This window comes from Comamonas serinivorans (genome assembly GCF_002158865.1).
Lineage (GTDB): Bacteria > Pseudomonadota > Gammaproteobacteria > Burkholderiales > Burkholderiaceae_C > Comamonas_E > Comamonas_E serinivorans.
Map to the genome: position 1 here is coordinate 1,686,071 of NZ_CP021455.1, position 12,987 is coordinate 1,699,057.

The 12,987-nt window shown below is 70.1% G+C and carries 11 protein-coding genes; 10 read left to right on the forward strand and 1 reads right to left on the reverse strand.

Translation table 11 applies throughout. From position 1 onward, the window contains the following. The first annotated feature begins 14 nt into the window (after positions 1-14). From CCO03_RS07210 to CCO03_RS07240, 7 genes are all read left to right on the forward strand, one after another. Positions 15-659 (forward strand): DNA-3-methyladenine glycosylase family protein, encoded by a 645-nt coding sequence (locus CCO03_RS07210; protein WP_087279169.1) that lies wholly within the window; start codon positions 15-17, stop codon positions 657-659. A gap of 109 nt (positions 660-768) precedes the next feature. After that, the gene (locus CCO03_RS07215; protein ID WP_087279172.1) at positions 769-1,764 is read left to right on the forward strand and encodes an acetyl-CoA carboxylase carboxyltransferase subunit alpha; all 996 of its coding nucleotides are present in this window, start codon (positions 769-771) and stop codon (positions 1,762-1,764) included. Positions 1,765-2,261: 497 nt separating this feature from the next. Continuing rightward, a complete protein-coding gene (locus CCO03_RS07220; protein WP_087279175.1) occupies positions 2,262-2,837 on the forward strand; it encodes a hypothetical protein in 576 nt (191 codons plus the stop codon). Positions 2,838-3,286: 449 nt separating this feature from the next. Then, entirely contained in the window at positions 3,287-4,408 is a 1,122-nt protein-coding gene (locus CCO03_RS07225; protein ID WP_087279177.1) for a methionine ABC transporter ATP-binding protein, read from the forward strand. Continuing rightward, a complete protein-coding gene (locus tag CCO03_RS07230; protein WP_087279180.1) occupies positions 4,401-5,066 on the forward strand; it encodes a methionine ABC transporter permease in 666 nt (221 codons plus the stop codon). Before CCO03_RS07225 ends, CCO03_RS07230 begins: the two co-directional genes overlap by 8 nt. A 195-nt stretch (positions 5,067-5,261) precedes the next feature. Beyond that, positions 5,262-5,783, forward strand: coding sequence for a hypothetical protein (locus CCO03_RS07235; protein ID WP_087279183.1), 522 nt, complete (start codon positions 5,262-5,264; stop codon positions 5,781-5,783). Positions 5,784-5,928: 145 nt separating this feature from the next. Then, a complete protein-coding gene (locus CCO03_RS07240) occupies positions 5,929-6,450 on the forward strand; it encodes a YegJ family protein (RefSeq protein ID WP_157667551.1) in 522 nt (173 codons plus the stop codon). A 305-nt stretch (positions 6,451-6,755) separates the two neighbouring features. On the opposite strand, the gene CCO03_RS07245 is transcribed toward CCO03_RS07240, so the two are convergent. Beyond that, complete coding sequence (locus tag CCO03_RS07245; protein ID WP_205690370.1) at positions 6,756-7,931, reverse strand: serine hydrolase domain-containing protein; 1,176 nt, start codon at positions 7,929-7,931, stop codon at positions 6,756-6,758. 477 nt (positions 7,932-8,408) lie between these two features. Between CCO03_RS07245 and acuI the strand changes: the two genes are divergently transcribed. The 3 genes from acuI (at position 8,409) to CCO03_RS07265 (ending at position 12,643) form a co-directional block, all read left to right on the forward strand. Then, a complete protein-coding gene (gene acuI / locus CCO03_RS07255; RefSeq protein WP_169717458.1) occupies positions 8,409-9,398 on the forward strand; it encodes an acrylyl-CoA reductase (NADPH) in 990 nt (329 codons plus the stop codon). A 189-nt stretch (positions 9,399-9,587) separates the two neighbouring features. Next, positions 9,588-10,670, forward strand: coding sequence for an alcohol dehydrogenase (locus CCO03_RS07260; protein WP_087279193.1), 1,083 nt, complete (start codon positions 9,588-9,590; stop codon positions 10,668-10,670). Between the two features lie 242 nt (positions 10,671-10,912). Next, positions 10,913-12,643 carry an N-acyl-D-amino-acid deacylase family protein gene (locus CCO03_RS07265; protein WP_087279196.1) on the forward strand — a complete coding sequence of 577 codons (1,731 nt, stop codon included), beginning with the start codon at positions 10,913-10,915 and terminating at the stop codon, positions 12,641-12,643. Positions 12,644-12,987 lie beyond the last annotated feature (344 nt).

The following is a 12,987-nucleotide window of genomic DNA, read 5'->3' on the forward strand; positions in this document are numbered from 1 at the left end:
ACGGGCTTTCCCCCATGAGCAGCTCCACCCCAGGTCCTTCTGTGTCGCCCGCCTATTGGGGGGAGGCCTGCCAGCACCTGATGCGCAAGGACCGGGTGATGAAGCGGCTGATCCCGGCGTGCGGCGCCGTCTGCCTGGAGTCGCGCGGCGACGCTTTCGTCACGCTGGCACGCTCGGTTGTGGGCCAGCAGGTCTCGGTCAAGGCCGCGCAGGCCGTGTGGGACCGTTTTGCCGCCTTGCCCAAACGCATGACGCCCGCGTCGGTGCTCAAGCTCAAGGTGGATGACATGCGCGCGGCCGGCCTGTCGGCGCGCAAGGTTGAGTACATCGTCGACCTGGCCCTGCATTTCCAGGGTAAGAAGCTGCACGTGGGCGACTGGCCCGACATGGACGACGAGGCCATCATCTCGGAGCTGGTGGCCATTCGCGGCATCGGCCGCTGGACGGCCGAGATGTTCCTCATCTTTCACCTGCTGCGCCCCAACGTGCTGCCGCTGGACGACGCCGGCCTCATCAAAGGCATCAGCGAGAGCTATTTTTCGGGCGAGCCCGTCTCGCGCTCGGACGCGCGCGAAGTGGCCGAGGTCTGGGCGCCATGGCGTTCGGTGGCGACTTGGTATATTTGGCGCTCGCTTCAGCCCCTGCCGGTCGCGTATTGACGAACCTGGCGCACGGACGCAGCCGCCGCGGGCGGCTTTTTTGTCGCCGGCCCGAGGCGGACCTCAGGCGTGGCAGGCCGGTGGGCAGCGCACTTTTTGGAGAACATTCTTGGCAAAACGCACTTTTCTGGATTTCGAGCAGCCGATTGCCGAGCTGGAGCACAAGATCGATGCCCTGAGCCAGTCCAGCGAAGGCGGCGTCGACCTCAGCGCCGAGGTGGAGCAGCTGCGCGCCAAGAGCCTGGCGCTCACCGAGCAGGTGTACGCCCAGCTCACCCCGTGGCAGATCACCAAGGTGGCGCGCCATGCCGACCGCCCCTACACGCTGGATTACCTCGCCGCCCTGTTCACCGATTTCATCGAGCTGCACGGCGACCGCCACTTTGGCGATGACGCCTCCATCGTCGGCGGGCTGGCGCGCCTGGACGGCCTGGCCTGCGTGGTCATCGGCCAGCAGAAGGGCCGCGACACCAAGTCGCGCGCGCTGCGCAATTTCGGCATGCCGCGCCCCGAGGGCTACCGCAAGGCCCTGCGCCTGATGAAGACGGCCGAGAAGTTCGGCCTGCCCGTGTTCACCTTCGTCGACACGCCTGGCGCCTACCCTGGCATCGACGCCGAAGAACACGGCCAGAGCGAGGCAATTGGCCGCAACATCTACGAGATGGCCCAGCTGCAGGTGCCCATCGTCACCACCGTGATCGGCGAGGGCGGCTCGGGCGGTGCGCTGGCGCTGTCGGTGTGCGACGAGCTGCTCATGCTGCAGTACGCCGTGTACTCCGTCATCAGCCCCGAGGGTTGTGCCTCCATCCTCTGGAAGACGGCCGACAAGGCCGAGTTCGCCGCGCAGGCCATGGGCATCACGGCCGAGCGCCTGCAAGGCCTGGGCCTGGTCGACCGCATCGTGCCCGAGCCCGTGGGCGGTGCCCACCGTGACCCCGCCGCCATGGCCGCCCGCCTGAAGGCCGCGCTGACCGAAGCCCATGCCGGTCTGGCCCGGCTGTCGGTGGACGAGTTGCTGGCCCGTCGCCACGCCCGTTTGCAAAGCTATGGCCGTTTCGAGATCGACCACGGCGTTGGCACGCCCGAGGTCGTGGCGGGCGCCTGAAGCGGATGGCGCAGGGCGAAGGGCCGGGTGAACCGGCTCAGACCCTCCGCTCTGACGTGACCTGCGCGGCGTCCTCACGCTCGGTTTTGACACTGCGCAAGCTTGCGGGGACAGCCGTTTGCCGTGCAGAGGATGCGCCAATCCGATTGACGTTGCGCAGTACCGCTGTCTCCACCAGATTTCATGATCGGCGACAGATGGATACTGCTTTGAGCGAGGCGTGCCGCATGCAACGGGCAAAGCAGGGGCCGTGCGTTGCGAAGCCGATGGAAATGCAGCCGTGTTGAGCCTCGCGGATCGGGCCCCAAGCCCTCCAAGCAGCGCCGACTTGGCGCCCCATCTCCCGTCGGCCCACGGTGCGCGCGCGGCGCGGCCTGGTGCGGCTCGCCTGCGTCGTGGCATTTGCCCGCGCGGTGTCACGACCGGACGTGCTTGGCGTACTCGGGCGTGGGCAATGCGGTGTGGGACAGGCATGCGCCGCCCGTCCTGTGGGCCGGATGGCTGAACCGGCCCCCACCAACCGTCGGCCGACGCCCGCGGCACCGGCGCGGCGCGGGCCCGGCCGCCTGGGCTGGGTGCTGGCGCTGGTGGTCACGCTGGCGTTGGTGCGCGGCCTGGCCCACGTGGCGCAATGGCCCTGGCTTCATGCGCTGCTGGCCGTGCCCGGCACCGCGTTGCACGAGGGGGCCCACGCTGGCGTTGCCTGGATCTTGGGCGCCCAGCCGCAGGGCTTGAGCCTGTGGCCGGCACGCCTGCCCGATGGCCGCTTTCAACTGGGCAGCGTGCGCTTCGTGCCGGTCTGGTGGAACGTGGCGGCCATCAGCCTGGCGCCGCTGGCGCTGGCTGGCGTGGCTGCGCTGTGCGTGGGCGCTGCCGTGCGTGCCCGATCGTGGCCGGGGCGCCTGGCGGGCGTGTACCTGGCGGCCTGTGCCGTGTCCAGCTGCTGGCCGTCGGGCGTGGATTGGGGCCATGCGTTGCGCGCGCCGCTGAGCTGGCCCCTGGCGCTGCTGCTGGGCGTCATCTGGCATGGCGCGGTCTGGTGGGCACTGCACCGGATGTGGCGCCGGCCCTGAACCGGGGACTGGGCGCGCTGCATCGCTTGTTGGGGCACCAGACGGCGTTGGCGCGGCACCGGAACGCCGTCCAGGCCAGGCGGTCAGATCGGCGGTGGCAGGCGCCCCGGTTGCGGATGGCCCGGCCCGGTTCAGCCTTGTCGCGGCGCTGTCCCGGTGGTCCCGATCCACACCAGGGATGGCCGTGAGCGGCACGCCAGCCGGTCAGCCACTGAGTGCTCGGCCTCCCGCGACGCGGCCCCTCGCCGCACGGTCAGTCAGGGCCGATCGGGCTGCCGCGCGGACCGGCCCGGTAAAATCACGCCGCTTGGGGCCGTGAGCGGGCCCGCGCAGTCGCCCGTCGGCCAGCCCGGTGTGGCTTTGAGATTTCTGGGGTATGCGCCGGTTGCCGTTTATAGTCAAACGACAGCCGGGTCATACCCCTTGTCTGTGTCCCAGAGACGTTCAACATGATCGACATTCAAGGCTTGTCGCTGAGCTACAGCGGCCGGCAAGGGCCGGTGCATGCCTTGCGCGGCATCGATCTGCGCATCCAGTCCGGCGAGGTGTTCGGCATCATCGGCCGCAGCGGCGCCGGCAAAAGCTCGCTGGTGCGCACCATCAACCTGCTGAACCGGCCGACCGCCGGGCGCGTCGAGGTCGCGGGCCGCGAGCTGACCACGCTCACGGCGGCCGAGCTGCGCGCCGCGCGGCAGGACATCGGCATGGTGTTCCAGCACTTCAACCTGCTGTCGTCGCGCACCGTGGCTGGCAACGTGGCCCTGCCGCTGGAGCTGGCGGGGGTGCCGCAGGCCGAGATCGAGGCGCGCATCCAGCCGCTGCTCGAGCTGGTGGGCCTGGCGCAGCTGGCCGACCGCTACCCGGCGCAGATCAGCGGCGGGCAAAAGCAGCGCGTGGGCATCGCGCGTGCGCTGGCCAGCCGGCCCAAGGTGCTGCTGTCCGACGAGGCCACCTCGGCGCTGGACCCGGAGACCACGCGTGCCATCCTCGACCTGCTGCGCGACGTGAACCGCCGCCTGGGCGTGACCATCGTGCTCATCACGCACCAGATGCAGGTCATCAAGCAGATTGCTGACCGCGTGGCCGTGATCGACGGCGGCCGCATCGTCGAGATGGGCCCGGTGCTCGACGTCTTCACCCGGCCGCAGCACCCGACCACGCGCAGCCTGATCGAGGAGATCCTGCCGGCCTCGCTGCCCGAGTCGGTGCTGCAGCAGGCGCGCGGCATCGCGGCCCAGTTGCCGCCCGGCGTGTACGCGCACCTGCTGCGGGTCAGCTACGGGGGCGAGGCCGCCAACGCGCCGGTCTGGAGCGAGGTGGCTTCGCTGGGCGTGCAGGTGAACGTGCTGCATGGGGTGATCGACGAAATCCAGCGCCAGCCCTTTGGCATGCTGGCCGTGCTGCTGTGCGGCGCCGACCACGACCTGCAGGCCGCGGCCGCGCACCTGACGACGCGCGGCTACACCTGGACCTCGGTGCAAGAGACCGTGACCCCGCCCGGATCGGGCGCGGACTGGTGGGCCAACACGCGGTTGCCCCGCGACCCTGACGAGAAGACGATCTATGTTTGAGAACATCAGTGCCGCCATGCTTGCGCTGCTGGGCCAGTCGCTGTGGGAAACCGTGCTCATGGTCGGCGTGTCCGGCGTGCTCGGCTCGCTGCTCGGCGTGCCGCTGGGCATCTACCTGCGGCTGACCGACCAGGGCGGGGTGCTGCAGAACGCCGCCGCCCACCACGCCGTGGGCTGGGTGGTCAACGCGCTGCGTTCGGTGCCCTTCATCATCCTGCTGGTGGCCATCATCCCGTTCACGCGGCTGGTGGTGGGCTCGTCCATTGGCACGGCGGCGGCCATCGTGCCGTTGACGGTGGCGGCGGCCCCCTTCATGGCGCGCCTGGTCGAAACGGCTTTGCGCGAGGTCGACGGCGGGCTGATCGAGGCCGCCCAGGCCATGGGCGCCACCACCGGCCAGATCGTCTGGAAGGTGCTGCTGCCCGAGGCGCTGCCCGGCATCGTGGCCGGCGTCACCATCACCTTCGTCACGCTCACGGGGTATTCGGCCATGGCCGGCGCCATCGGCGGCGGCGGCCTGGGCGACCTGGGCATCCGCTATGGCTACCAGCGCTTCCTGCCCGACGTGATGGTCGTGGTCGTGCTGGTGCTCATCGTCTTCGTCCAGCTCATCCAGAGCCTGGGCGACTGGATGGTGCGCCGCATCAGCCACCGCTGAGCCGGGGCGGCCGCGCGCAGCAGAGGCTCAGAAGGCATCCATGCCATCGCCCGCTCCGCACCCGGATGCGAGCCTGCCATGGTCGCAGCTGGTGCATTGGCATGGGCGTGCCGAACAGGTGCCCACGCAGATCGAGACCTTGTGGCACCCGCAGGCCGCCGCGCGCCGCGAGGCGGCCCACACCCCCTGGCCCGCGTGCTGGAACACCAGGAGGGCGTGATGCAGGCCACGCCGTTTGCCGTGCAGCGCATGCTCACCCGCTGGCGCAAACGGGCAGCCACCGGCTCGCCGCCGCCGAGCGATGGGCTGATGGCCGTGCTCGCGCCCATCGCCACCGCCCTCACCCTTCAGCAACTGGGCCGGGGGGCCCAAGCCTGGACCATGGGGCTGACCTGGGCCGAGGCTTTGGCGCCCGACCAGCTGTGGCCGCCGTACGCGTCCGACCCCGACGACGAATCGCGCTGGGAGGCGTGGGTCATGACCGAGGCCATGTGGTGGGGCTGGCAGCGCCTGACGGCCGAGCAGCTGCTGGCGCATGCGCCAGCGATTCGGCAGGCTGCCGCGCTGGCGCGGCCGCTGGAGGAGCGCGAGGCCGATGCGTCGCCCCGGCGCCAGGGGCAGCGGCCAAGGTTCGACCTGCGCGGCACGCCTTCGCGCCAGGTGCTGTTCAGCCTGGCCCGCCTGGCACGTGCGCACGCCTTGGCCCTGTCTGCCTGAGCCGCGGACCAAGTGAATGCGGCGCCCGGTCGCTGAGGTCTCGTCCGGACGCAGCCTGAAGGCGGTCCCGGTCCAGGTTGATGCCACATGCTGGTGCGTTCACCACCCCGGCACAATCGCCGCTTTCTTCCAAGGGAGCATCGCGATGCGTCATCCGTTGCGTGGCCTGGCCGTGCTGGGCCTGGCGGCTTGCCTGTGGGCGTCGGCCGGGCCGGTGTTGGCCCACGACGAGGGCGTGCCCAGCATCGTGCACATGGCCGACACCGACCCGGCCATGCAGCAGGCGTTCCAGCGCGCCCGGGCCAGCCTGCCGCAATTCCTGCGGCTGGTGGCCAAACCGATCGCCGGCAGCGACGCCCATGCCGTGAAGGTGGGCCTGCGGCACGCGGGCGGCACCGAGTACGTGTGGCTCAGCGAGCTGCGGGTGCAGGGCGACCGCATCGAGGGTGTGCTGGACAATCGGCCGGCCCACCTGCCGCACAAGGCCGGGCAGCGCCTGACGGTGAAGGCGGCCGATGTGGTGGACTGGCTGTACGTGGACGCCCAAGGGCGCATGCAGGGCAACTTCAGCGCCTGCGCGCTGCTGAGCCAGGAGCCGCCTGCGCACGCCAAGGCATTCAAGGCGCAGTATGGCCTGGTTTGCGATGACAAGAAAACGGCCAGTTAGGGATACTGCTTGCCAGATGCGACCGAGGTGGCGTTTCGGCGCGCGCGGGCCGATTGCCGACGCCTGTGTGCTGGCGCGCTGGCTCCGGCGTGAGCCGCATTCGAGCCGCTGTTGCTGCCTCGCCCGCGCAGTGGCCTCCCGGGCGCTGAAGGCCGGTGGCGGAACAGCGCGCGCAGCGGCACGGCGGGCTGGCTCAGAGGCTGGCGCCGGCGCCCCAACGTGGGCTTCCGACATGGGGGCTGGTCGAGCAGGTCTATGGCCTGGGCCACCGCCGCGCGGGGCAGGCCCCCGCGACCGTTTCCCGCTCAGGCCAGCGCGTTGTAGGCGTGGTGCCGGAAGGTGAAGGTGTAGGGGTTGCCAAAGCCGAAGTAGCGCTGCGTCATCAACACGCCGGCGATGTTCAGGCGCGGGTTGATCCACCACACGGTGCCGGCCAGCCCGCCCCAGCTCACCTCGTCGGTGGAGGCGGCGGGGTCGAACTGCCCGGGCCGCTGCAGCACCGAGCCCACCAGGCCGTAGACGCGGTCGGGGTTGGTCGGCATGTTGGGGAACTTCACGCACAGGCCGGGCGCGACGTGGCTGCGGCTCATGTCGGCCAGCGTGTCGGGCTTGAGCAGCGTGGGGCCACCCGGCATGAGCGACTGCACCAGCCGCACCTGGTCGTCCAGGGTCGAAATCAGCCCGCCGCCGCCCGACTGGCGCGGCGCGGCGCTCATGTAGGCGCCGGGGTAGGGCGCCTGGTCCATGCGCTGCAGGCCGGGTTTGCGCGGGTCCATGAAGTCGACGCCGCCATACAGCGCCGTGAGGCGAGCGCGCTTGTCCTCGGGCACCCAGAAGGCCGTGTCCACCATGCCCAGCGGGCCGAAGATGCGCTCGGCAAAAAAGTCGCCCAGGCTCTGGCCCGACACGACCTCGACCAGGTGCCCCAGCACGTCGGTCGCCAGCGAGTACTCCCAGCCCTCGCCGGGGTGGAAGGTCAAGGGCAGGGTGGCCAGCTTCTCGACCATCTGCGCCTGCGTTTGCAGGGGGTTGTGCACGCCCGATGCCTGATAAGCCTGGAACGCCACCGTGCCCGGGTCGAACAGGCCGTAGCTCAGCCCGCTGGTGTGGGTCAGCAGGTGGCGCACGGTGATGGACTGGCGGGCGGGCTCCACGTCATCGATGCGCGTGGCGCCGGGGCGCAGCACCTGGCGGTTGCCCAAGGCCGGCAGGTGGCGTTCGATGGGGTCGTCGAGCGTGAGCTTGCCGTCTTCGACCAGCAGCAGCACGGCGCACGAGGTGGGCAGCTTGGTGTTCGAGAAGACGCGGAACAGGTGGTCCTCGCGCAGCGGCACGCCGGCTTCCATGTCGGCCATGCCGCAGACGAAACGGTCGACCACCTCGCGGCCGCGCAACAGCGCGGTGGACACGCCGGGCAAAAAGCCTTCGTCCACCTGGGCCTGCATGGCGGTGTGAAGCGGCTGGAAGCGGGTTTGCAGCATGAGGTCTCCTTAGGGGTGTTATGGGGCTGTGCCCGCCAGCATGGCCCAAGCGGCGGGCCGCGTTCGGCCCGTTGGCGACATCCACGCGCCGTTGGCTGTGGCAGGCGTGGCGCTGGAGTGCGACCTGGTCGGGTCTGCGCAGGCCGAACCGGCTGGGTTGAGGTGTTGGATGGATATGGGGTATGTGCGGTTTTTCGATCAAAAGGCCATGGAATTGGAGTGATACCCTAAACGATGTCGCGGCTGGTGCGGTGAAAGCAGCGTCGCTGCCGCGGCGGTGGTCGATGCCGCCGGGACGGAACTGCGCGGATCCCATCAGGCCCATCGGGTTCACTCGGTGCATCGTCACTCCGTTCGGAGGCCAACTGGACCGGGAACGAGGACGGTGACGGCCGGCTGCTTGGCCTGCGACCCAGGCGACAGCGCCAAGCGGCGCGGCCTTCGTATAGTGGCCGCTGTTCCAGCCAGGAGATGTTCATGGATTTTCAAGCCGTCGTGCTCACGCAAGACGACGCCCGCGTCACGCAGGCCCGTCTGCAGACCGTGTCCACCGACCAGCTGCCCGACGGCGATGTGCAGGTGGCCGTGTCGCACTCCACGCTCAACTACAAGGACGGCCTGGCCATGCTGGGCCGCAACGGCGTGGTGCGCGCGTTTCCCATGGTGCCCGGCATCGACCTGGCTGGCACCGTGGTCGAGAGCCGCAGCGACCGCTTCAAGCCCGGCGACGCCGTGCTGCTCAACGGCTGGGGCGTGGGCGAGGTGCACTGGGGCGGCCTGGCGCAGCAGGCGCGCGTCAAGGCCGACTGGCTGCAGGCCATCCCCAGCCCCTTCAGCGCGCTGGACGCCATGAGCCTGGGCACCGCCGGCTACACCGCCATGCTCAGCGTCATGGCCTTGCAGGACTGGGGCCTGCAGCCCGGCGACGGCCCGGTGCTGGTCACGGGCGCCAACGGCGGCGTGGGCACGGTCGCCATCAGCCTGCTGCACGGCCTAGGCTTCGAGGTGCACGCCAGCACCGGCCGCCCGCAAGAGGCCGACTACCTGAAGGCGCTGGGCGCCAGCCAGATCGTCGACCGCAGCGAGCTGAACGCGCCGGCCAAGCCGCTGCAGAAAGAGCGCTGGGCCGGCGCCGTGGATTGCGTGGGCAGCCACACGCTGGCCAACGTGTGCGGCAGCCTGAAGTACGGCGGCGCCGTGGCCGCCTGCGGGCTGGCGCAAGGGCTGGACCTGCCGGCCTCGGTTGCGCCCTTCATCCTGCGGGGCGTGGCGCTGTTGGGCATCGACAGCGTGTACGCGCCCCGGGCCAAGCGCGAGCGCGCCTGGGAGCGTCTGGCCCGCGAGCTGAAGCCGGCGCAGCTGGCCGGCAACACGCGCGTGATCGGCCTGGGCGAGGCGATCGACACCGCCCACGCCCTGATGGCCGGCCAGGTGCGCGGACGCGTGGTGGTGGACACCGCCCGCTGAGCCGGTGTGCGTCATGCCTGTTGGCAGTATGGAGGGGTTGGCGTTCAGACTTTGACGCCAATGCTGGCATACTGAGGTGAATGCCGCGCATGACGCGGCAGGCTTGACGCGCAGCCGGGCAAGGGCAGAGCCTGGCTTGGCTGCGAACAACCCGCCCGCCGCCTGTGCGGGCGCCACATGGAGTGAGACATGCAGAGCTTTGACGTGACCGAGTTTGGCAAACCCTTGCAGGCGCGCCTGCGCGAGATGCCGGTGCCCAAGGGCAAAGAGGTCGTGGTCCGCATCACGCATTCGGGCGTTTGCCATTCGGACGTGCACCTCTGGCAGGGCTATTTCGACCTGGGCGGCGGCAACAAGATGGAGATGGCCAAGATCGGCATGGTGCCGCCGCTGACGCTGGGTCACGAGCCCTACGGCGAAGTCGTGGCCGTGGGCCCCGACGTGACCGACGCCCGCGTGGGCGACGTGCGCCTGGTCTACCCCTGGATCGGCTGTGACAACTGCTGGTCGTGCGAAGCCGGTGACTCCACGCTGTGCAACAAGCCGCGCAACCTCGGCATCGGCCTGCCCGGCGCCTACGCCACCCACATGCTGGTGCCCGACGAGCGCTACCTGGTCGATGCCAGCGGCATCGACCCCAACTTCGCCGCCACGCTGGCCTGCGCCGGCGTCACCGCCTTCTCGGCCATCCGCAAGCTGCGCGCGCACTTCATCGACGGCGATGCCGTCGCCGTGATCGGCTGCGGCGGCCTGGGCCTGTCGGCCATCGCGCAGCTGAAGGCGCAGGGCTTCACCAAGATCGTGGCCTGCGACGTGGACGACGCCAAGCTCGAACTGGCGCGCCAGCAGGGTGCCACCCACACCGTGCGCAGCGACGCGGCCGATGCCCGCAAGGCGCTGGCCGAGGCCGGTGCCGGGCGCCTGGGCGCGGCCATCGACTTCGTCGGCGTGCCGGCCACCTTCCAGCTCGCCTATGGCGTGCTGCGCAAGGGCGGCGTGTACGTGATCTGCGGCCTGCTGGGCGGCGAGGCCTCGTTCGCGCTGCCGGTGCTGCCGCAGCGCTCGGTGTCCATCGTCGGCTCGTACGTCGGCACGCTGGACGACCTCAAGCAGCTGGTGGCGCTGGTGAAGACCGGCAAGGTGCAGGCGACCCCGGTGTCGACCGCCGGCCCCGAGCAGCTGACCGACCTGCTCGACGCCATGGAGCACAAGCGCAGCCAGGGCCGCACCGTGCTCGACATGGCCAGCGTGCCCGATCAAGCGCCTGCCTGAGCGTGAGCCGGTGCCGGCGCGGCCCCCGTGCGGGCCGCGTGTGCACCGGTGCCGCGCCGGTCGCACCTTTGGGGTGTGCGTGGTGCCGAATCAGGTGATGTTCAGCAGTATGCAGTGATTGGCGTTCGATTGAGAACGACGAGTGGTTGATACTGGTGTGTCATCGGTATCACCGCAGGCCCATGTGCCCTGCGCAGGTGGGCCCGAGTAGCGAGACTGACAAGCAACCGGAGACACCCCACATGCGCGAATTCGACATCCTCATCCGTGGCGGCCTGCTGGCCGATGGCCAGGGCGGCCCCTTGCAACGCGCCGACATCGGCATCGCCGACGGCCGCATCGCCGCCGTCGACCTGGGCGGCACGCCCGACGGCACCACACAGGCCAAAGAGGTCGTCGACGCCAAGGGCGCCGTCGTCGCCCCCGGCTTCATCGACATCCACACCCACTACGACGGCCAGGCCATGTGGGACTCGCAGCTCAACTCGTCGAGCTGGCACGGCGTCACCACGGCCGTGATGGGCAACTGCGGCGTCGGCTTTGCGCCCGTGCGCGTGCCCGACCGCCAGCGCCTCATCGAGCTGATGGAAGGCGTGGAAGACATCCCCGGCGTGGCCCTGCACGAAGGCCTGGACTGGGCCTGGGAGAGTTTTGGCGACTATCTGCAAGCCGTCGAACGCCGCCCCCACGACATGGACATCGGCGCCCAGCTGCCGCATGGCGCCCTGCGCGTCTACGTCATGGGCGAGCGTGCCGCGCGCCTGGAACCCGCCAACGACAACGACGTGGCCCAGATGCGCGAGCTGGCGAGCGAGGCCATGCGCGCCGGCGCGCTGGGCTTTTCCACCTCGCGCTCCATCAACCACAAATCCGTCAAGGGCGAGCCCACGCCGTCGCTGCGCGCCAGCGAGGCCGAGCTGACCGGCATCGCCATGGGCCTGGCCGATGCCGGCCACGGCGTGCTGCAGCTGCTGTCCGACTTCAACGTGCCGTCCCCCGAAGAAGAGTTCGCCATGCTGCGCCGCGTGGTCGAGAAATCCGGCCGCCCGCTGTCCTTCTCGCTGGCGCAGAACAACAGCAAGCCCGACGGCTGGCGTGTGTTGCTCGACCTGCTGAACAAAGCGGTGGACGATGGCCTGCCCATGCGCGCCCAGGTGGCGCCGCGCGCCATCGGCGTGCTGATGGGCCTGCAGGCCAGCCGCAACCCCTTCTGGGCCGTGCCCGAGGTGGCGGCGCTGGGCGAGCTGTCGCTGGCCGAGCGCTGGCGCACCATGAAGGCGCCGGCCTTCCGCGCCCAGGTGCTCGAGGCCTTTGCCGCCTTGCCCGAAAAGCGCCAGTACAACTTCGGCCGCCTGTTCCCGCTCAGCGATCCGCCCAACTACGAGCCGCCGCTGCACACCTCCATCGCCGCCCAGGCCGAGCGCCGCGGCATGCGCGCGGCCGAGCTGGCCTACGACCTGCTGCTCGAGGACGAGGGCCGCGCGCTGTACTACGAAACCTTTGCCAACTACCACGCGGGCGACCTGCGCGTGTGCCGCGAAATGATCGCGGCCCAGAACAGCCTCATCGGCCTGGGCGACGGCGGCGCGCACGTGGGCATGATCTGCGACTCGAGCTTTCCCACCTTCCTGCTCAGCCACTGGTCGCGCGAATGCGGCCGCGCCGATGGCTTCGACCTGTCCTGGCTCATCAAACGCCAGACCAAGGACGCGGCCGACTTCATCGGCTTGCATGACCGCGGCGTGATCGCCCCCGGCATGAAGGCCGACGTCAACATCCTCGACGTCGAAAAGCTGGGCATGCCCGCGCCGCGCATGAAACTCGACCTGCCGGCCGGCGGCAAGCGCCTGCTGCAAGGCGCCAGCGGCTACCGCGCCACCATCGTCTCGGGCCAGATCACGCAATGGCGCGGCGAGGCCACGGGCAAGCTGCCCGGGCGGCTGCTGTTCGGGCCGCAGCGCCAGCTGGCCTGAGGCTGATCTGACGCCGGCACAGCGGGCTCGACCCAGCTCACCGGCCTGTCGGCCAGCTTGGCTTTCCATGGCGATCAGCCAAGTCCCCCGCCCGCCACCAGGCGGGCGGCGGCTTTTGCGGGTGGCTGCCCGTTGGCGGCAGTGTCTGTGCAGCGGCCTCCGAACAACGCTGTGGGTGTGAGTCGGCACGGAGGTGGCCCGCCGCACGGCTGCTGGGCGGGCCGGGTCGGTACGTGGCCGGTTGGCGCAAGGCCAACGCGCTGGGCTGCTTTGTTCAGCAGCGCGAGCAAGTCGGAGCCCCTTTCACCCAGAACTTGCTCGAAGTGGGGAACACGTCTTCGGGA

What these genes read in the sequence shown, in the direction of transcription:
- CCO03_RS07230 (WP_087279180.1), top strand. Translation starts at nt 4,401, where the DNA reads ATGTTTGAGAACATCAGTGCCGCCATGCTTGCGCTGCTGGGCCAGTCG.
- CCO03_RS07265 (WP_087279196.1), top strand. Translation starts at nt 10,913, where the DNA reads ATGCGCGAATTCGACATCCTCATCCGTGGCGGCCTGCTGGCCGATGGC.
- CCO03_RS07260 (WP_087279193.1), top strand. Translation starts at nt 9,588, where the DNA reads ATGCAGAGCTTTGACGTGACCGAGTTTGGCAAACCCTTGCAGGCGCGC.
- CCO03_RS07225 (WP_087279177.1), top strand. Translation starts at nt 3,287, where the DNA reads ATGATCGACATTCAAGGCTTGTCGCTGAGCTACAGCGGCCGGCAAGGG.
- acuI (WP_169717458.1), top strand. Translation starts at nt 8,409, where the DNA reads ATGGATTTTCAAGCCGTCGTGCTCACGCAAGACGACGCCCGCGTCACG.
- CCO03_RS07210 (WP_087279169.1), top strand. Translation starts at nt 15, where the DNA reads ATGAGCAGCTCCACCCCAGGTCCTTCTGTGTCGCCCGCCTATTGGGGG.
- CCO03_RS07240 (WP_157667551.1), top strand. Translation starts at nt 5,929, where the DNA reads ATGCGTCATCCGTTGCGTGGCCTGGCCGTGCTGGGCCTGGCGGCTTGC.
- CCO03_RS07245 (WP_205690370.1), bottom strand. Translation starts at nt 7,931, where the DNA reads ATGCTGCAAACCCGCTTCCAGCCGCTTCACACCGCCATGCAGGCCCAG.
- CCO03_RS07220 (WP_087279175.1), top strand. Translation starts at nt 2,262, where the DNA reads ATGGCTGAACCGGCCCCCACCAACCGTCGGCCGACGCCCGCGGCACCG.